The organism is Sphingobium sp. 3R8 (assembly GCF_020166615.1).
Lineage (GTDB): Bacteria > Pseudomonadota > Alphaproteobacteria > Sphingomonadales > Sphingomonadaceae > Sphingobium > Sphingobium bisphenolicum.
In genome coordinates this window covers 19,125-39,453 of the sequence record NZ_JAIQXR010000032.1, presented here as the reverse complement: position 1 = coordinate 39,453, position 20,329 = coordinate 19,125, and the positions used below count along the sequence as shown (strand labels likewise).

Genomic DNA, 20,329 nt, shown 5'->3' with positions numbered 1-20,329 from the left:
GTGTCAGCAACGATGGCCGCCGCGAGATACTGGGCGTCGACACCGGGCCAACCGAGGCCGAAACCTTCTGGAAGGGCTTCTTGCGCTCTCTTGCCGATCGCGGGCTCAGGGGCGTCAAACTTGTCATTGCAGACGATCACAAGGGCCTACGCGCCGCTGCCAGCAAGGTCTTCCACGCAACCCAGCAACGCTGTCGGATTCATTGGATGCGCAATGCGCTCGCCTATGTTTCCACTAAGCAGCGTGCCGCCGTCACCGCCATGATCAAGACAATTTTCGCGCAGGAAACTGCTCAGGAGGCTCATAAGCAATGGCAAACAGTCGCCGATGCCCTGCGTGATCGCGCTCCCAAACTTGCTGAGATGATGGATGGCTCCCGCGAAGACGTCCTCGCTTACACAGCCTTCCCGAAAGAACATTGGCCGCAGATTTCCAGCACAAATCCCTTGGAACGTCTCAACGGAGAGATCAAACGAAGGTCCGACGTTGTCGGTATCTTTCCCAATGACGCGGCCATTGTGCGCCTCGTCGGAGCCCTCATGCTCGAACAGCAGGACGAATGGGCCGTGGCTCGCCGATATATGACACTTGAAAGTCTCGCCACCGTCGGCGACAATCCCCTCATCAGTTTGCCCGGCGTGGCAGCCTGATCCAGTCCGATCCTCTACCGAGGATACCCGCTGTTACACCATCCCGCGGGACACGATCTCAAGTACGGAAACATATCAACCAGCGCTGAAGCCGATGATTGTTCACCTGTTCCTTTCGCCCCGGCCGCTTCTTTGGTCACCGCAGCAAGCCACAATGCCAGACATTCGACCATCAGGCTACCGGCCATGCGGTGCCGGTATTGCCATTTGTCGCCTATCCCACAATGGACATTCCTCCCATCAGGCTAGCGCCGACAGATGCATGGAGCGAAAAGCCGAAAAATCGATCAACTGGACCATCCCTTCAAGCGGGGTCGAGATCTCGCTTCGGACAATCCGAGTTGCAAAGCCCCTGAACCAACGACTGCGGCAAGCGTCGAGATAACGCGTTTGCAGTACTCAATTGAGTTTCGGAACAGCACCCAGATTGTTGACCAGCGCTCAATATTTACCGGACCAATTTATAAAATTGGCGAAAACACCTGTGCGTTATTCTCGCGCGGCTTGTGTTGGTGTGGTACCGAATGTCTCCGCGAACACTACATCAAGTTCCCGATCAGACATACTGGTAGCCATGGAGTAGAACTGCTCAGCATCAGGTCCGCCAAGATAGCGGGTGGCAGGCTCCTTGGCGTCCAGCGCGGTTAATATAACGTCCGCAATTTGTTCGGGCTGCGAGTAGAATTGCTCATAGCCAAAACTTACCACATGAAGGAACTGGCGATACAGAGTGCCATACTGGGCCTCCTCGTCCACCGACAGATTGGCAATGCGATCTTCGATATCACGCAACTGGTTACGCGTCATCGACGTTTTAACGCCGCCAGGCTGAACGAGAATAATATCTACGCCCGATCCATTCGTCTCCCGGCGCATGCAATCGGTCAAACCCTCCAACGCATATTTTGACGCGGAGTAATTTCCAAGCATCGGCATCGCAACCTTGCCGCCAATCGAACTGATCATGATCAGGCGGCCTTGCGTCCGGCGCAACATAGGCATTGTAGCCTGATAGATCGCAAGGCACGCAAAACAGTTAACTTCCATGACTGTCCGGAGCTGCGATATGGCTGCAGTTTCGAGCGGACCTGCGACCGACATCCCCGCACACACGATGACCGCATCGACATCGCCGGACTTTTCAAGCACAGCAGGCATGGCAGCCAAAAGTTGTTCTGAACAACTAAGGTCGAGCAAGCTGATCGAAGCAAGCCCCGGATTCTGGTCATCTGCCAAACGAAGTTCGGCATCGTTCAGAACCGTTGCATGCACCCTATCTCCACGTCGAAGAAGCGCACCTACTGTTGCCGATCCGCTACCCCCGGCCGCGCCGATGACCAAGACTGTCTTCATGATGACGCCGTCTTACGCTAATGATAGCAGATTAGTCGTTTGCCGCAGCGCGTCCCAGTCCGCATTCACGTCCCGCTCACCGCCCACCGGAGGATGATCCGCCGCCCGGATCGGATTGATGATGATGCGCGAAGCGCCGGCAGCCGCATATTCTTCCGCCCGCGCCTTGATCATTTCAGGCGTTCCCCAAGCAATGATGGCGTCGAGCAGCCGGTCGCTGCCACCCTGTTCGAAGTCCTCCGGTCCGAAGCCGACTTTGGTGTACGCTGCCTGATAATAAGCAAGTGGGATGTAATGCGTCATGAAGGCACGACCGACCCGATGTGCTTCGTCTGGATCCTCCGTCAAGATCACCGGGAAGTTGGCAGTGACTTCAAGGTCGGGTCCAACAAAAGCACGCGCTTGCCGTATATTCTCGACTGGCAGGATCCAGGTGAAAATTCCCTGGCCGTGCTTCATAGCGAGTTTCTGAAGCCCAGGCGCATGCGCTGCTATATGAAGTGGTGCCATCTCTTTGGGTTTAGCGTGAGCAAGTTCCGCATCGTCCATATCTTGCAGATATGCTGTCATTTTCTGTACAGGGGGCGCCCACTGCCCTTTGCGCACGCCCACTATCCATTCATTGGATGCGCCCAAGCCCATTATAAATCGTCCAGGATAATATTCCGACAATGTCTCCCGTGCCTGTGTCGCGGCCATGGCGTCACGGCTATAAACGGTTGCAATCCCGGTCCCCACCTTCAATGTCGTCGTGATTCCAAGAATGAAGGATGCCGCTAGAAATGGGTCTCGGCTGAAGGAATCGAGCAGCCATACGCTTTCATAGCCCAGCGCTTCCACGGAAAGGGCCAAGCGCGATAAAGCGTCTGCGTCCAAGTCATAGGCATGCTGATTGAGAAGAACACCGATACGAGCCATGATACACTCCAATAGCTTATCGTGATTTATGAGCACCTTGATCGTGCGGGATATCAGATGGCCAGTGTTGACCGATCCAATAGTTGCGCCCGCTAAACCCTGTCTCGCAGACGTTATTGATAGGAGAAACAGGGCAGACGAACCCGCCAAAGCGGGAACGACTGCCCAATCACTCTAGAAGCGGTACTCTGCGCGAACACCGTAAGACCGGGGTTTGGCCGCGTTGAAATTCACGCCATAGGGTGCACCCGTAGTACGATTCTGGGTGTATTTCTTGTCGAATGCATTGTCGAGGTAGAAGCCCAGACGCAGTTGCTCGCCTGGAGGGCTGACATAGCCGGAAAAATTGGCAAGGACATATCCGCTCTGCCGATCATATCCCAACGGTCCGCCGGCGCCTGGCCAGAACAGAAAGTTCGATCGATATTGGGCAACGCCCGCCAGATTGCCGGTCCAGTTCCCCAGGCCAAAACTATAGCTGGCGTTCAGCGATGCCATAAAGCGTGGCGCATGAGGAACCCGTGTGCCCGAAAGGTCCGCCGAACAGGCAAAGAGCGTCGCTCCCGGCGCATTCGGATTGGAGGTACCGGTGGGGTCAAAGCAGATTTGCGAGGCATTCGGATAGCTTGCATATTCGGCATGGAGATAGGCAAGCGACGCGCCGACAACCACGCCGGACAATGGATCGCCATTGACTTCCAACTCGGCACCATAGCCTTCGGCCGCGCCGACATTCTCGGTCTTGGTGCCCGAACCCGTGGCGTCGATGATCTGCTGCTGAAGCCCCTTATTCTTATAGTAGAAGACCGCAAGGTTGCTACGCAGCTTTCCGCCCAGGGCCGAATTCTTGATGCCGACCTCGTGATTGAACACCTTTTCCGGATTGATAGAATTGCCGGGGAACGGTGCAGGCGTAGAAAATCCGCCAGCCTTGAATCCGCGCGTATAGCTATAATAGAGATTAACCGGCCCGTTATCCCAGGCCAGCACGAACCGCGGCGTAAATGCACGAAACGACGCTCCGTCCGTGAAATTGGCAGGGGCACCGAACAATTGGAACCCGGTGCTGTTATTAACGGACAGATCGCGCTTGTCGTAGTTATAGCGCCCTCCGGCGGTCAACTTGATCTGATCGGTGATCTCGTAGGTGCCTTCGACGAAGGCCGAGATGGATTCGGTTCTTACGTCGGCGTTGTTGCGCGGATAGGACCCAGCAAATGCCACAGCAAAATCATAAGCAGCACCGGCAAGTTCGATGTTGATGAAACTTTTATCATGAAAATAGTTGACACCGAACAGGTAATTAAATCGTCCATCCAAGTTCGATGCCAGCTGAATTTCTTGCGAAAAAGCCTTACCGCCATTGCGCGGGACATTGAACAGAAAGGTGTCCGATGATACGAAATCATTGTCGGCAAACTGCTTGCTTATGTTGTTGAAGTAGGTTGTCGTACTGGTCAGGTCGAATTGATCACCCGACAGATCGACACGCAGATCGGTGCGGAACATCCGATTATAGTAAGGCCCTGTATCGGTCTGTATCGACTGATAAAATCCGGGCGGCGTTTCACCACTGGACTGGCACACATAGCAGGTCGGGGCACCCAGACCGAGCGCATCATTATAGTTGCGCGCTTTGCTGCGCTGCCATTCGACACCACCGGCGACGGTCACATTATCACTGGCATCCCACTTGAACCGACCGCGCAATGTGTAATTATTTTGCGCCGCCAGCTTGGTGCCATCGACGTTAGTGATATATCCGTCTTCTTTTTTGTAACGGCCTGCGAAGCGCACACTCAATGTGTCCGTCACCGGTATGTTCAACATGCCATCGACCTGCTTGTGATCGAAACGGCCATATTCCGCGAGGATTCGCCCTTCAAACTTGTCCGTCGGCGCAGCGCTGTTGATGCGCACGACGCCGCCGGTCGCATTTCGTCCGTACAATGTGCCTTGCGGGCCACGAAGTACCTCGATCGTGCCGGCGTCGACCAGGTCGAGCAATGAATTCACGCCGCCTGCGCGGGGAATATATGCGCCATCCATATAGATCGCGACCGGAGATTCGAGACCTGGTGTCGAATATTGGATGCCGATGCCGCGAATGAACAATGACAGGAATCCGCTTGCTGTCGCAAAATCGGTCCCAGGCATCGCCAACTGAATATCGCGCATGTTACGCAACCCAAGCTGCGTCGCGGTCTCGAAGTTGACCGCCGTTATAGCGAGCGGCACGTCCTGAAGACGTTCGGAGCGTCGCTGCGCCGTGACGACAATGTCCCCGGACGATGGTGCAGGCTCTTCGACCGCGACAGACGACTGGCTTTGCGCGAGTACAGGCTGTGCAGCGGTAATGCCGAGCAAGCCGGACACTCCGCACAGCAACGAGATTTGAAACAGTTTCTTCATAACATCCCCTTTTGCAATCGTCGCCGTATCTACGGCAATTTCTCGATCATAATTCGCTGGATAACGGGCTAAGACGTTCGACCGTCCGCGAATGATGGTTCCTATATCCTATATAACGACGCGATTGCTAGAGCGACTTTGTCGCATGCATCTTTTCGCTACCCGTTGATCCCCAAGCCGGTAAACTCGTCAGCCACGCCCTCGCGCGTTGCTGCGCGGTCGCAGAACCGCTCCTCATCCTGGGTGATGAGCCGCTGAAACTCGACGTCCTGACCAATCCGAACGAGTTCCGCGAGCGCCTCCTCGCTCTTTATCGTATAAACAGCGATGGCATCATAAGAGGTGCCGTCATCATAGCTCGCGTCGGCATCGGGCCTGCCATGGTAGAGATTGTTAAGGTTCTGGGGATAGTAGCGCCGAAAATCTTGAATAAGATGGCCTATCCGCTCACCACATAATGGAACATGAACATTTTCGTAATGATCACGAAAATCTTCAAATGACATGCCCTTTTTCTTCTTAAGAAAAACAATCATCTTCTTCATTTTGGTTCAATCCTTATCAACTCTGAAAACGGCGTAGTGGAATTTCATCCAGATACGGACCCGATCGACGCTGTGCTATCTGTGTCGGACGTCCAGTCCTGGCTTTCTGCCCATTCGCGCAACGTGACCATCGGGACAGCCAGTTCGTTGAGGATCGGATGCATGTCGACCTCAAATGGTCGATGCGGCGATTCATTGTTGAACGTGTAGAAACTGCCCATCGCCTGTGCGTAGACATCGCGCGGCATGAGATTCGATAGCCCGACTTCGCCGTGCACACGCTCGCCCCAATCGTAGGGGTCCTCATATTCGTAGGTGATCGGGCGGCCGAGAACGTCGGAAAGGATATCGACAACCTCCTCGACCGCCAGGCGCTGGGGTCCACCGATGGCGATGCGCCGACCGATGAGTTCACCTTTCATAATGGCCGCCACCAAGAACTGCGCGACGTCGTCCATCGCGATCCAGTTCGCGAGCAGTCCTGGGCGCTGGCAATATTTATAAAGACCGTGATCGACAAGATTGGGCTTGGCAAAACGCGTCAGCAAATTGTCCATGAAAAGAACCGGGCGGAAAATGGTGACATCAAGGCTCGCGCCCGCGATGATGTTCTCCAGCCACAGAACGCCGTCATAGAAGGGTTCGCCGCAGGGCGCGTCAGGTGCCCACATCATCGAATTGTGAATAATCCGCCGAACGCCCGCCCGACCTGCCGCCTCGACGAGGTTCTGGGCATATTGGCCCGATTTGTCACCCGCCAGCGAAGGGATGGCGCTCAGGACAGCATCCGTCCCAGCAAAAGCTGCGGCCAGGGCATCGACATCGGAAAAATCGGCGCTGACGACCTGCGTGCCCTGAAACTCATCGCGCAAAAAAATGTCCGCCGTCCGCGAAATTGCGCGTGGCGTGTAGCCCTTTGCAAGAAGCTCTCGCACCTGGGCCTGACCCATCCTGCTACTGGCGCACAGCACCGCGATTATCTTTTGCTCGGTCATTCCATGTTCCTCACAATTGGAGAGCCTTAGGGGATCCCGCCCCACCGTTTCTGTCCATCGAGATCGGCGTCAGACCGCCGCGCCCGCGAGATGACCTTCGCGGATCGCCGTCTGGACATATCGCGGTGAATTGGCATCCCCCACGATATGCAGATGATCGGCACGCCCCCTCAGATCATCGTAAATTTCGCGGTTCTGGCGGTTGCTCGATACGAGAACGACGGTGTCGGCATCCAGCACCGTCCTGTCCTGGCTGCCATCTTCGAGATAGGCCGGCCCGACGATCACATGGCCGTCCTCGATCGCTATGCCGCGCGTGCGGATCATGTGACGGAACGGCTTGCCCTGCATCCGTTGCAGATATGGCTCGACCATCAATGTGGGGCGGGCGAGCGGCGCGATTTCACGCTTCGGCGTGACGTAGGTGACCGACAGCCCCTGGTTGATCAGAAACTCCGCCGATCCAAGCCCCTCATAATGGCCGACATCATCGATCACAACGGCGCTTCGACCCAGATTTGAAGGTGTCATCATGAAGAGTTCCGTCGAGGAGATGACTCCCCTGCGACCGACGCCACTGATCGGTTCGCCCAGATGAGAGGATTGGATTCCATCCATTCGCTCCATCGCACCGGTCGCGACGATCACCGCATCTGCGCCCACGCCCAGGACATCGTCGGCATCGGCGTAATTGCTCAATCGCACCTCGACGCCCAGCCGATATACTTCCTCTTCCAGCCAGGTCACAATATCGACCATGTTATGGCGCGTCGGCGCTTTGGCGGCGGCGCGCAGCGATCCGCCAAGCTGTGGGCTGGCCTCCATCAATATGACTTTATGGCCACGAACGGCTGCGACACGCGCCGCCTCCAGCCCCGCAGGTCCGCCGCCGATCACCACGATAGTGCGCGGTTCGGCCACGACCTTGAGCAGATGGTCGCCACGCTCCAGTTCATGTCCGGCACCAGGATTGACCGCACATTCGATCGGCAGGCCGAAAACCTGATTGGTCACGCACGCCTGGTTGCAGCCGATGCAAGGCCGTACGCGATCCCCCTGCCCAGCAAAGCTCTTGGACACCAGTTCAGGATCGGCGATGGTCGCACGCACCAGACCGACCATGTCGGCATCGCCATCGCGAATGACCTGATCGATTTCCTCCAGCGTCCGAAACCGCCCCGTCACCAGCGTCGGCAATGTCACATTATGGGTGATGGGAACGCTCGTTGGCATCTCATAGCCGGTAGGCTCGTTCATCCCGCCGATCATTTTGTCGTTGCGGCAATAGTTGCCCATCGACACGTTGACATAGTCGATCAGACCCTGGTCCTGGAGCATCTGGGCCAGGCGCAAATTATCCTCGATACCGACGCCGCCGACGGCCAGATCCGTGCCGACCCTGACGCCGACCACGAAATCCCTGGAAACAGCATTTCGGATGGCCGTCATCATCTCCATGATGAATCGGGTCCGGTTTTCAAAACTGCCGCCATATTCGTCTTCACGCTTGTTGGTGTTGGGCGAGAAAAATTGGGCAGGCAGATAGCCATGGGCGCAGTGGACATCGACCCCGTCCAGACCATATTGCTCCATGCGGTGCGCGCATTCTGCATAGGCGCCGACGATCTCGTCGATCATGCCTTTGGTCATTGGGACCGGCACGGTGCCTACCTCCACATTGGGGATATCGGATGCGCTCCAGGGTGGCGAGCCGTCGAGAGCCCCAAGATAATGGCCGGCATGCCAAAGCTGTTGGAAAAGCTTTGTCCCATGCGGCTTGACATGATCGACGAGCTTGCGCATCCCGCCTTCGATGTCGTGATTATAAATGTTGAGGTTCAACGGCGTGGAGGGATGGACCGAACCGACTTCGCTGATGATAAGGCCAACACCGCCGCGCGCCCGCTCTGCATGATAGGCGACCAGCGCATCGTTCATCTCGCCCCAGCCGATCCCGGTGCCATGCGCGGGCCGAAACGTCCGGTTTTTAACCTCGACATTGCCAAGCCGAATCGGCTTGTCGACATGGGTGTAAGCCATCCTCTCGTCTCCGTTCATCTGGACGACCCTGTCATGCCGGGCCGCGCCTTATAGGCGTTGGAAAAATGCGCAGCGATCTTATGCGGAAAAGCCACCGTCGATCGTCAATGTCGCGCCAGTGATGTAGGCGGCAGCGGGGCTGGCGAGAAAAGTGACCAATCCGCCTATTTCCGTGAGATCGCCAAAACGCTTCAATGGTATGCCGGCGCGGATACGTAGCTGATCCGCTTCCGGCATATTGTGCGCCATTTCCGTATTCATCATGCCGGATTCGATGATGTTGACCGTGATCCGGCGCGGTGCGAGGTCATGGGCCGCGCCACGCGTATAGCCCGCGACCGCCGCCTTCGAGCCGCAATAATCAGCCGCGGTGGCCATGCCTGCCTTGCTTCCGCTGACAGAACCAATGGTGATGATCCGGCCATCATCGGCCATGACATGGGCCACGGCCCGGATGGTCGCGATGACGCCGAACGTGTTGACGGCCCACAATTGATCAACTTCCTGATAATCGCGGCTTTCCCCCAGGCGTTGCAGGCTCGCCAGGCCGGCATTGTTGACCAGGATATCGACCCGGCCGAATGCCTCCATGACGGAATCGACAAGCTGCCGGGCGGCCGCCGGGTCGGACTGGTCCGACCGGAATGCCCTGGCCCACACGCCCTGCCGTTCCAGTTCGCCAATGATGCTATCCGCTTCGGCTTGCGAAGATCTGTAACTGAAAGCGACATCAGCGCCCGCCTCAGCCAAAGCTGCCACAACCGCACGGCCGATGCCGCGCGTCCCGCCTGTTATCAACGCGCACTTGCCCGACAGTTCTCGCTTGCTCATCTAAGCCATCCCATCCATCCGACCGGCTATAATTCCAACAGTGACCAATAGCCGGACTTGCGGTTGGGTCCCCGATATGGTCGCCCAGGCAAGACAGCATTGGAATTTTCAAGGTCGTCCTTGCAATCAAGGCGCAGACCTATCTGATCCGGAATTTGGGTTACCAGCCCTGCATCCTCCTCAGTGTCCCAACCCTTATGAGGTTTTTAAGACATATATCCCAATAACTGATTTGCATGAGACCATGATCGAGTCAATACGCAATCCAGGATTTAGGATTTGATTCCTAATCGAGCTTCGGTTGGGGGATAGGAGGATTGCAAGGGCCGGGACGAAATCGGAGACGGCCTGTTTGCTCATACATCCAGAAATAGCAGATGGGCGGACGCTTTCAGCCCATCCTGGAATATCTTTTTGGCCAGCGTGGCATCGGGAGCGCGGCTTTGATTTTTATCCTGGTCCGTGATGGCCCCGTAACATATTTCGTTGATCAGTCGTACACGGGCGTCAAACAGCGGCTGCGGTACATGGTTCGCCTTGCGCATCAATATTTGCATGACAAGAAAGGCGCTGGGGGCAAGTTCCTGGGTCCATGCCTTGCCGTCCCATTCCGAGAAGCGGTTCACGGCACGCAGGAAGGCCGCAAAGCTGTGGCAGCCCTGCGCGTCGATCTCGTCAAACACCGGCTGATATGTAATTTCTATCAACGTCAGCGGATCATCCAGCAATCCGCGCACCCTGGCGTCCTCCAGCAAAAGTTTGCGCCGTTCCTCCAGCCCCGGCATGCGCGCTCGAAAGATAGCCTCGATGAGGCCGCGCCTGTCGCCAAAATGATAGCCGATAGAGGAGTTGTTGGCGGAACCGGCAGCGATGCTGATTTCCCGCAATGAAGCACCGTCTACGCCGCGCGCGCCCCATAACTGGATGGCTGCATCGATGATAGCTTCGGCAGTTCCGGTTCCCCTTGCTGGCGTGGACGGGGCCTGGGCATGTCCCGTGATCATTCGCTTGGTTTTCTTTTGTGTCATTGTTGATCGTGCTTCTTTCATCCGTGCCATCGCTCCAGTCAGCCCGCTCCATCACGCTGACCGACGCCAAACCCCTGCGCCGCTCTACCGACCGGCCCTGCCTGTGTGGCCGTCGCCCGTGGCCCATCCCTTTTTCAGCATGACGCGAAGGACATCCCGCGTGTTCGCATCAGAAGCACTGGCTCCACCTGCCCAGGCCACTGCCAGACTGCCCAGGAAAATATCCCGTCCTGTCAAGTCGTGGCGTGCAGCGCCATCCTCTTGCGCGGCACGCAATATCCTGTCGGTCGTATCGATGACGTTCTGGCAGGTGAGGGTCAGCGGTGAATTGGCGCTCGACCAGGCCGCGCGCAGCGGTTCCGACAGGCCATCATAGACCAGCATCCAGTCGCCAAGCGCGTCGATCCACCGCTCCAATATCCGATCCGGGCGCATTTCTTCCGCCTCGATCAAGCCGCGCTCGCGCTCCAGGTCTTCATGGTGCGCGTCCAGCAAAGCGGCTAGCAACGCATTCTTGTTCGCAAAATGCCGGTAAAGCGTTCCTGGACCGACCTGCGACTGGGTGGCAATGGCGTCCATCGAAACATCCACACCCTCCTTCCTGAAAGCCTCCCGTGCGACTTCCAGAATGTGCGTCCTGTTTTCCCGGGCATCCTTGCGAGTTCGACGAGCAGCGGAAGCGTGCGGCATGACAATGCGCCCTTGTATAACGGAGATTGTCTCCGTATCTCATGTTTAACGGAGATTGTCTCCCTTTAGCAATGACGGGCTCTTGTGAAAAGGATCGGCGCTCACGGCAGCGGAAGGGCCATGATGACTAGACAGATGATAATCGGCATGCATTTCGGGAATGGCTATGGGTCGCAGCCCGGTGCGTGGCGCATGCCTGGGGTCGATCCGACCAGCTACACCAGTTTCGATAATCAGGTCCGCTTTGCGCAGACCGCAGAGCGCGGCAAGTTTCAATTCCTGTTCGTGCCTGATTTTCCGGCGCTCAAGGGCGACATAGCGACCGAAGCGCCGCAGATCACCATCGATCCGATGATGACGCTCGCCGCGGTGGCGCGCGGAACCCAGCGGATCGGGATGGTCGCAACAGGGTCTACAACCTTCAACGAACCTTATAATCTCGCCCGCCAGTTCAAAGCCCTGGACCTGATGAGCCATGGCCGGGCGGGATGGAATGCCGTGCCGACAAGCGATCCCCAGATCGCGGCAAATTATGGACGGCAACTGCCGCCGCGGGGCGAGAAATATCAGCGGCTCCATGAATCCATCCAGATCGTCCAGGCGCTGTGGGGCAGTTGGGAACAGGATGCCTGGATCCATGATACAGCCTCCGGACGGTTCGCTGACCCAGCAAAGATAAGGCCGATCAATTTGCGAGGGCGGCACGTCGGTGCCAGTGGACCGCTTCCGCTCCCGCCGTCCGAACAGGGGCAGCCGGTGATTTTCCAGGCAGGGGGCGGAGATCAGGGGCTGGAAGTTGCCGGACGTTATGCCAGTGGCGTCATCGGCGCCACCTACACGATCGAGGATGCGCGCGCCCAACGCACTGCACTCCGCAACGCCGCCGAACGCGCAGGTCGTGACCCGGACGAAATCAAATTCTTTCCCGGCCTGATGACTACGATCGCGCCCGACAGGCGGGCGGGGCTGGATCGGCGGATCGCGGTGAGCGGCCATACATTCTCCGATCGGGCCGGATACCTCGGACAGATGCTCTCGTTGCGGCTCGATGCGCATAATCTCGACGAACCGCTTTCGAAGGCCCAACTCGCCGCGGCCCGCCCATCACCCTATGATCCTCGCTCTAGTCATGCGCTTGGCATCGCGCGTGAGGGCTGGAGCCTGCGCGACATATTGGCGCATGGCGTGATCGACTATCATCCGGTGATCGCTGGTCCGCCTGAGGACGCCGCCGACCATATGCAGGCCTGGTTCGAAGCAGAGGCGGCCGATGGCTTCTGGCTATCCCCGGACGTCTACGAGGATGGCATCGATGCGTTCGTGGATGGCGTGGTCCCGATCCTGCAGGAACGCGAACTGTTCCACCTGGACTATCAGGGAAGGACCTTGCGGGATCATCTTGGCGCGCCGAGCCAATACGGTCTTGATCCACGCGTGTCCGGCTGACCGTTTCAGGCGGTCTGGGACGCCGCATCTCGATATCTGCGCCGCCCCATAAGAGCTGCCGCAATGGATGCGGCCGAACAGATCAGGCATGTCAGGGAAATGCTGTAGCCCAGCCCCATGATGCTGTCGGCAAAGACAGTGGCCGACAAGGCACCGATGATCGACGTGCCTGCGGACAGAGAGACGATATTGTTCCAGAGTATGAAGATCGCAGAATTGATGCCGCGCAGCAATGGCGGGGTGATCAGTTGCAGCGCCGCCACGAGATTGCCGAAAAAAGAGCCGAGGGCGAGCGACTGGAGCACAAGCATGGCCAGGGAAAGGGGGAGGCTGTCAACCGCGCTATAGCCGCTGGTGGCAAACGCGACGAAGGAGAAAAAGGCCACGGCGACGAGCGGGGCATCGGCCATTCCGCGACGTTGCAGCCTTTCGGCCAGCGCCACCCCGAACAAGGTGCCCAGGCTGCTGCAACATAGATACAGGACGCCAAGAACAAACCCCGCCTTGCTGGGTGAAAAACCGAACACACGGATAAGATGGGTCGCGTACCAGACGAACCCTGCATAATAGACGATGCCCAACAGGCCCGAACATAGAAACACAGGAGCAAAGCCCCCCGCTCGCGCGCGCAGAAGCTTGAAGCCATCCGACAGACGAGCCGGGGTGTCGGCGATCGCCGCAGTGCGCTGCGGCTCCTTTATCCCCAGCAACAGCAGGGCCACCAGGAAGCCGGGAACGCTGATGATCCAGAATGCCACCTGCCATCGTTGATATCCCGGAATGAGCGGCAGGCTGTTGACGAGATTGATGACCGCGCCGCCAGCAACGAAGGCGGCCCCCACCCCCAGCGTTGCCGCCATCGTGAAGATGGAAAGAGCGCGCACGACCCTTTCTTTCGGGAAAGCGTCGGTAATCATCAGATAAGCCGCCGGCGACAGGATTGCCTCTCCCAGTCCAACCACTATCCGGGCGGAAAACAGCATCGGAAAACTCTGCGCCAAGCCGCATAATATGGTGCCGAAACTCCAGAACAATATGCCGCCAATCAGCACGTTGCGGCGATTGTAGCGACTGACGATGATCCCGGCCGGCAGCGTGGCTGCGCAAAATGCGAGCGAAAAGGCAGGCCCCTGTAGCAGCCCGATGCGGAAATCATCGATCTGAAGCGATGCCTTGATGGGCGCGACAAGCAGCGCGATGATCTGACGATCGAGAAAGGCGACGATGTAAGCGATGACGAGTACGCCCAGCATCTGGTACGCAAGCCCAAGCGAGCGACTTGGCTGTGCAGGGGGGCCAGCGAAATCGTTCATCTTTCATCCTCTTTACAACGTTCGAGATCGGTCTTGGCAATCGTCGACAAGGCTGTGCCGTAGCGTAATGTAAACGGAATTTTGCGTGGAAAGCCACGTCAAGAGCTGTTGACCGCCCCCGGCAACAAAGCTATCCCACAAACAATCTCTAGTCTTTCGATCCTAAAGTCTAGAAGGAAAAAATGATAAAGAATGCAAACAGCATCATCTGGGAGGAGGATAGGATAAATGTCAAAGATTCTTCGGGGCATGTGGCTCGTTTCAGCCTGCGGTAGCGCACTCTTGGCCTGCGGCGCCGCGGCCCAGCCCACCGTTGTTGGCCCAACCGCTCCGGCAGACGGGAACACACAACAGGCCTCGACTGGTGAGAGCGCCGATATCGTCGTTACCGCCAACCGCAGATCGCAGACATTGACGGATGTCGGCATCGCCATCAGCGTGCTCGACAGTTCCCAGCTTGAAACCCGGCAGATCTCGAGCGTCGGCGATCTTGCTGCTCTGGTCCCTGGCCTGTCCATCGGCAATAGCGGCTATGCAACGCCGATCTACAGCCTGCGGGGCGTGGGCGTCAACGAGCCCACCGTCGGCGCCGGTTCCAGCGTCACCGTCTATGTTGATGAAGTGCCCCTCACCCTGCCCATATTCACGCGCGGGGCGACGTTCGATCTGGAACGAGTCGAAGTCGTAAAAGGACCGCAAGGCACGCTCTATGGCCAGAATGCCACCGGCGGTGCCATCAACTATATTGCGGCCAAGCCGACCGATAATTTCCAGGCCGGGATCAGGGGCAGCTATGGCCGGTTCAATGCCGCGTCGCTGGAAGGCTTCGTCAGCGGCCCCTTGTCCGATACGCTCAGGGGACGGATCGCAGCGCGCGGCGAGCGCGGCGATGGATGGCAAAAGAGTATTACGAGAGACGATAGCTTGGGCAAAGTGCGCAAGTTCGCAGGGCGCGCCATGCTCGAATGGAGACCGGGCAGTGATTTTCGCGCGCTGCTCAATGTAAACGGCTGGCAGGACAAGTCCGACACGCAGGCGCCGCAACTCGTCAAGATCGTTCCCACCAACCCCGCAGTGCCGCCCTTTTCCTTCGTTCAGTCCGCGCCGGCCGCAACCGGCAACGCCCGGTCGGCGGATTGGGACAGGGACACCGATTTCGACCAGAATGCCTGGTTCTATCAAGGCTCCCTCCGTCTGGAATATGATGTCTCGGATGATGTGACGCTGACATCGCTGACGGCCTATTCCAAGTTCCGCAATCGATCCGTGCATGAAGCCGACGGCATCGGATATTCGCCCGCGCTGGGCAGGGATATCATCAACGGGCGCTACGATCTCGCGTCCGATGCAACCAGCTTCACCCAAGAACTGCGCCTTTCAGTCAGTTTCTCGATCATCAACTTCGTCATAGGCGCGAATTACCAGCGCGACAATGTCAACGATATCCAGCTCGGCTATTTCGACGACTTCTCTGTCGTGTCGAATTTCTTTGGCGTGGATTTGAATTCAACGCGCAATCTCAATAATCAGCGCATTCGCGGCTATGGTGTGTTCGCCAATATCGAAGCTGAACTGACCGACTTTCTCACGATTTCCGGCGGATTGCGCATCAACAACGAAGAACGGAAGTTCAAGGGATGCAGTGCTGACAGCGGCAATGGCAACGCAGCAGCCGCCTATAACGGTTTTACCAACTTTCTGCGCTCCAGTAACGGGCTGCCGCCCCTGTCGGCCTCTCAGCGCATCATGCCGGGTGGATGTATAACGTCCAATGCCGATTTCATCCCGGGGTTCAAGCTCGATCGTCTTGAACAATCGAACACCCCCTGGAACATCAACGTAAACCTCAAGCCGTTCGACCGCTCGCTGATCTACGCGCGCGTCAGCCGCGGGTTCAAGGCGGGCAATTACCCGTCCCTGAGCGCCGGCAACAATGCGTCGTTCACCCCGGTCGTGCAGGAAGACTTGCTGGCCTATGAACTGGGGTTCAAATCCAACGCGATCGACGGACTATCCTTAGAGGGCGCAATTTTCCGTTACGACTATGCGGACAAGCAGCAGCGTGGACGCAGTAACACCGGCTTTCCGTTCGGGCTGGTGGCAACGCAGGTCAATATCCCCAAATCAAGGATCGACGGAGCGGAATTGTCGGCTGCCCTGCGTCCGGTCAAAGGGCTGACCCTGTCCGGTTCAGCGGTTTATATCGACACGAAGATCAAGGATTACATCGGCTACAGCATCGAAGGGCCGCTGGTAAACATGCAAGGGTTGCCGCTCAATTTCTCGCCAAAATGGAGCGTAAACGTCGATGCCAGCTATTCCACACCGATCACGCCCAGCTTGACCCTCTTCGGGGGTGCGGGCCTCGCCTATCGCAGCAAGGCGTCCGCGCAACTCGCCGCATCGTCACTCTACGATATCGACGCTTACACGCCGGTCAATGCGCAATTGGGCGTTGAAGATAGCGAAGGCCGGTGGCGGCTGTGGGCCTTTGGCAACAATATCACCGATAAATATTACTGGACCAACGTCGTGAAATTCGCCGACACGGTCACGCGCTTTACCGGCATGCCCGCAACCTACGGCGTAAGCTTCTCCTATAAGTTCAACTGATACCAGGCGGACCCTTTGTCGCTGTTCCCCGGCGCAGGCCGGGCAACAGCGATATTCGCTTCGATCCAGGCAATTTGGGGCGATTATGCACTTGACGACACCACTCGGCGGGTGTAGTAAAAATGCATGTCCGGCGATCTTACCCTTATGGAAATCATGCGGCGCTTCTCGACCGAGGAAGCGGCGCGTGCCTATTTCGAGAAGATGCGCTGGCCCAATGGTCCGGTTTGCCCCCACTGTGGCAGCGCTGAAAAAAACTACGCGCTGACGCCCAACAAGAAGGCTCGTATCCGCGAAGGCCTTTACAAGTGCGGCACCTGCGACGACCGTTTCAGCGTGACCGTGGGCACCGTTATGGAGTCCACGCACATTCCGCTGCACAAGTGGCTGATCGCTTTCTACATGATGTGCGCCAGCAAAACGCAAATTTCCGCGCTACAGCTTCAACGCCAGCTTGAGATCGGCTCTTATCGGACTGCGCATTTCTTGTGTGCTCGCATCCGGTATGCGCTCAAAGATGCGAGCCCGGCGGGTCTGCTTGGCGGCGAAGTCGAAGCTGACGAAACCTACATCGGCGGCAAGGCTAAGGGCAAAGGTCGCGGTTACACTGGCAACAAGATTGCGGTCGTTTCGCTCGTTGAGCGCGGCGGCGACGTTCGGTCGACGGTCGTTGCAGAGCGCGTGACCGGCAAGGCGATCGACACGCTCCTACGCCGACACGTTACCGAAGAAGCGCACCTCAACACCGACGAGTCCTCGCTCTACAACAAGTCGGGCAAGCGCTTTGCCTCGCACTCGCGCGTGAACCACTCCGCCGAAGAGTACGGCTATTACGATTACCGCTCGGGCCGCACCGTCACGACTAACACGGTTGAGGGCTTCTTTGGCAACAGCAAGCGCAGCCTTGACGGTACGCACCATCACGTGAGCCGCCAGCATCTGCATCTCTACACGGCCGAACTCGATTTTAAGTACAACACACGGAAGTCCTCGGACGGTGAGCGCACCGCCGAAGGCATCCGGCGCATTGAGGGGAAGCGCCTGATGTATCGCCCCAAGGCCAGCGCATAATGGCACGTCCTCGCGTTTCCGAGGTCCGCTCCGAACTGCTGCTGACGGAGTTACTTCAAGCCCAAGGCTGGGACTGTCGGCGTCCGCCGAATGGCGAGATGCTGCGTCAGCACGAGTACAAAGATCACGGCCATTTGAGAGACGTGTTCCTTGGCCGCAGCAAGGTCACCATGATCGGCCATGGTCTGCCCGAGGCCGTTGTCGTGGATCGCCAGTCGATGCAGCCCGTTCTTGTGATCGAGGCGAAAGCTTCGGTTTCCGATCTCGACAAGGCCGTTCGCGAGGCAACAGAGATATACGGTAAGGCTTGCGTTGACGCGGGCTATTCCCCGCTTGCCGTGGCGATCGCTGGGACCAGTGAAGACGATTTCGCCGTTAGAGTCTTCAAGTGGGATGGCTCCGCGTGGCGGTCGATCACCTATGAGGGCAATCCCATTGGTTGGATACCCAACCGGGTTGATGCCGAGCGCCTGCGTGCGCCGTCAACGACCTCGGAACTTCGTCCGTCTGTTCCTAGCCCGGAAGTCCTCGCGACGTTCGCTGACGAGATTAACCGGCTGCTCCGGGAATCGAACGTCAACGATCGCTCGCGCCCTTCGGTTGTCGGCGCCTGCATGCTGGCTCTGTGGCAGTCGAAGGGCGCTCTGCGCAAAGACCCACCGAATATCTTGGCCGACATCAATCGGGCCTGTGAGCAAGCTTTCTGGAACGCTGGCAAAGCAGTGCTCGCCAAGAGCCTGCATGTTGACGAGGCGAACGATAAGCTGGCGGTCAAAGCGCGACGGATCATTAGCATCCTAGAGCGCCTGAATGTGTCCGTCCTCACGGCGGAGCACGACTATCTAGGCCAGCTTTACGAGACCTTCTTCCGCTACGCTGGCGGCAACACCATCGGCCAGTATTTCACGCCCCGTCACATCGCTAATTTCTGCGCCGACCTGCTGAGCGTTTCGATAGACGACGTGGTTCTAGATCCGACGTGTGGCACGGGCGGATTCCTGATCGCCGCAATGGAGCGGGTGGCTCGCGAGCATCACATTTCCCGCTCAGAAATGGTCAAACTCGTAAGCTCGCGTCTGATCGGCTTTGATGACGAGCCGATCACGGCAGCGCTTTGCGTCGCTAATATGATCTTGCGCGGCGACGGCTCTTCGAGCGTGCATCGCGGCGACGCTTTCACAGCTTCAGAATTTCCGGTCGGCACGGCCAGCGTTGTGCTAATGAACCCGCCGTACCCGCACAAGCAAACCGATACGCCGACCGAGGATTTCGTCGAGCGCGCGTTGACCGGGCTGTCGCAGGGCGCGCGGCTGGCTGCGATCATTCCATTGTCGCTGCTGGTGAAAAGCAACAAGTCCGGTTGGCGCAAATCTATCCTGAAAAACAACACGCTCGAAGCAGCGATCAAGCTGCCCGACGAGCTGTTTCAGCCCTATGCCCAGCCATACACGGTGATCGTGTACCTCCGCAAAGGCATCCCGCATCCGAAGGGCAAGCGGGCCTTTTTTGCGCGTATCGAGAACGACGGTTATCGCATCCGCAAAGGTGTGCGCGTGGCTTGCGAAGGCTCGGAACTTCCCAAGATGCTCGACCATTTCCAGGCGGGTAAAAGCGAGCCGGGCATTTCCGGTTGGGCAGAGCTGGACGACGACGCAAGCTTCGGCCCCGGCGCGTATATCCCGGCCCGAGAAATGTCCGGTGAGGCGAGCGACGATGCGACACAGGAAGTCATCCGCGCTCGCACCTCGTTCGTAGCTTTTCACTCGGCCGATCTTGTCCGACTCAACACCGACAACCCGCTCGACGTGCGCGCTATGCGCAAGAAGGCATGGCAATTCGAGGCGATCAAGCCGGGCTCCGTCGCCGATTATTTCGACATCTACTACGGGCAGAAGGAGCTACACAGCAAAGACGGGCTTCTGCCCGGCCGGTCGCTGGTCATATCCTCGTCCAAGTTCGACAACGGCTGTTATGGGCTTTTCGACTTCGAGTTCATTCTCAAGCCGCCCTTCGTAACCGTGCCCGGCAACGGCTCGATTGCTTATGCCCATGTGCAGGAATGGCCGTGCGGCGTTTCCGATGATTGCATGCTGTTGCTGCCCAAAGATGGCGTGTCCCATGCGATGATGTACGTCGCTGCGGCGGCGATCCGAAACGAGCGGTGGCGCTTTAGCTATGGGCGCAAGGCCACACCGGATCGAATTGCAGACTTCCCCTTGCCGCATACCAACGAGCTTCTGGCGCGCGTCGAGGAATATCTCGCAAGGGCGGCAAGCGTCGAAGACCGCATGATCCAGGACGCCGAAGACGCGCTCGATAGTCAAACGGCCCGAATGCGGCTTGCGGACTTGGGGAATGGAAAGGCGAGGGCAGTTTCGGGTTCGGAACTGGAGGCGCGGCTTGCGGCTATGATGGAGGAATAGG

General features: G+C 57.8%; 15 protein-coding genes. 5 read left to right on the top strand and 10 right to left on the bottom strand.

The window, feature by feature from the left end:
* Positions 1–650: IS256 family transposase (locus tag K9B33_RS21620; protein ID WP_224551179.1), on the top strand; the 650-nt coding region annotated here is incomplete at its 5' end.
* A gap of 489 nt (positions 651–1,139) precedes the next feature.
* Here K9B33_RS21620 and K9B33_RS21615 read toward each other — a convergent pair.
* The 9 genes from K9B33_RS21615 to K9B33_RS21575 form a co-directional block, all read right to left on the bottom strand.
* Entirely contained in the window at positions 1,140–2,003 is an 864-nt protein-coding gene (locus tag K9B33_RS21615; RefSeq protein WP_224551178.1) for an SDR family NAD(P)-dependent oxidoreductase, read from the bottom strand.
* Positions 2,004–2,015: 12 nt separating this feature from the next.
* A complete protein-coding gene (locus tag K9B33_RS21610; RefSeq protein ID WP_224551177.1) occupies positions 2,016–2,921 on the bottom strand; it encodes an LLM class flavin-dependent oxidoreductase in 906 nt (301 codons plus the stop codon).
* Between the two features lie 174 nt (positions 2,922–3,095).
* Positions 3,096–5,333, bottom strand: coding sequence for a TonB-dependent receptor (locus K9B33_RS21605; protein ID WP_224551176.1), 2,238 nt, complete (start codon positions 5,331–5,333; stop codon positions 3,096–3,098).
* A 158-nt stretch (positions 5,334–5,491) separates the two neighbouring features.
* Positions 5,492–5,878, bottom strand: coding sequence for an EthD domain-containing protein (locus K9B33_RS21600; protein WP_224551175.1), 387 nt, complete (start codon positions 5,876–5,878; stop codon positions 5,492–5,494).
* A gap of 44 nt (positions 5,879–5,922) precedes the next feature.
* Complete coding sequence (locus K9B33_RS21595) at positions 5,923–6,873, bottom strand: SDR family oxidoreductase (RefSeq protein ID WP_224551174.1); 951 nt, start codon at positions 6,871–6,873, stop codon at positions 5,923–5,925.
* A gap of 69 nt (positions 6,874–6,942) precedes the next feature.
* Positions 6,943–8,913, bottom strand: coding sequence for an FAD-dependent oxidoreductase (locus K9B33_RS21590; RefSeq protein ID WP_224551173.1), 1,971 nt, complete (start codon positions 8,911–8,913; stop codon positions 6,943–6,945).
* A gap of 78 nt (positions 8,914–8,991) precedes the next feature.
* Positions 8,992–9,744 carry an SDR family oxidoreductase gene (locus K9B33_RS21585; protein WP_224551172.1) on the bottom strand — a complete coding sequence of 251 codons (753 nt, stop codon included), beginning with the start codon at positions 9,742–9,744 and terminating at the stop codon, positions 8,992–8,994.
* A gap of 356 nt (positions 9,745–10,100) precedes the next feature.
* Positions 10,101–10,793 (bottom strand): TetR/AcrR family transcriptional regulator, encoded by a 693-nt coding sequence (locus K9B33_RS21580; RefSeq protein WP_224551171.1) that lies wholly within the window; start codon positions 10,791–10,793, stop codon positions 10,101–10,103.
* A gap of 63 nt (positions 10,794–10,856) precedes the next feature.
* Positions 10,857–11,462 (bottom strand): TetR/AcrR family transcriptional regulator, encoded by a 606-nt coding sequence (locus K9B33_RS21575; RefSeq protein WP_224551170.1) that lies wholly within the window; start codon positions 11,460–11,462, stop codon positions 10,857–10,859.
* Positions 11,463–11,609: 147 nt separating this feature from the next.
* On the opposite strand from K9B33_RS21575, the gene K9B33_RS21570 reads away from it, so the two are divergent.
* Positions 11,610–12,908 (top strand): NtaA/DmoA family FMN-dependent monooxygenase, encoded by a 1,299-nt coding sequence (locus K9B33_RS21570; protein WP_224551169.1) that lies wholly within the window; start codon positions 11,610–11,612, stop codon positions 12,906–12,908.
* Between the two features lie 5 nt (positions 12,909–12,913).
* Here the strand turns inward: K9B33_RS21570 and K9B33_RS21565 are convergent, their stop codons facing one another.
* Positions 12,914–14,161 (bottom strand): MFS transporter, encoded by a 1,248-nt coding sequence (locus K9B33_RS21565; protein ID WP_224551182.1) that lies wholly within the window; start codon positions 14,159–14,161, stop codon positions 12,914–12,916.
* Positions 14,162–14,449: 288 nt separating this feature from the next.
* Here K9B33_RS21565 and K9B33_RS21560 point away from each other — a divergent pair, with 288 nt between their 5' ends.
* The 3 genes from K9B33_RS21560 to K9B33_RS21550 all read left to right on the top strand — a co-directional run bounded on the left by K9B33_RS21560 (position 14,450) and on the right by K9B33_RS21550 (position 20,328).
* The gene (locus K9B33_RS21560; RefSeq protein WP_224551168.1) at positions 14,450–16,834 is read left to right on the top strand and encodes a TonB-dependent receptor; all 2,385 of its coding nucleotides are present in this window, start codon (positions 14,450–14,452) and stop codon (positions 16,832–16,834) included.
* A gap of 156 nt (positions 16,835–16,990) precedes the next feature.
* Positions 16,991–17,905: an IS1595 family transposase gene (locus tag K9B33_RS21555; RefSeq protein ID WP_224551181.1), complete on the top strand. Its 915-nt coding sequence runs from the start codon at positions 16,991–16,993 to the stop codon at positions 17,903–17,905.
* Complete coding sequence (locus K9B33_RS21550) at positions 17,905–20,328, top strand: N-6 DNA methylase (protein ID WP_224551167.1); 2,424 nt, start codon at positions 17,905–17,907, stop codon at positions 20,326–20,328. The genes K9B33_RS21555 and K9B33_RS21550 overlap by 1 nt, the downstream gene beginning before the upstream one ends.
* Position 20,329 lies beyond the last annotated feature (1 nt).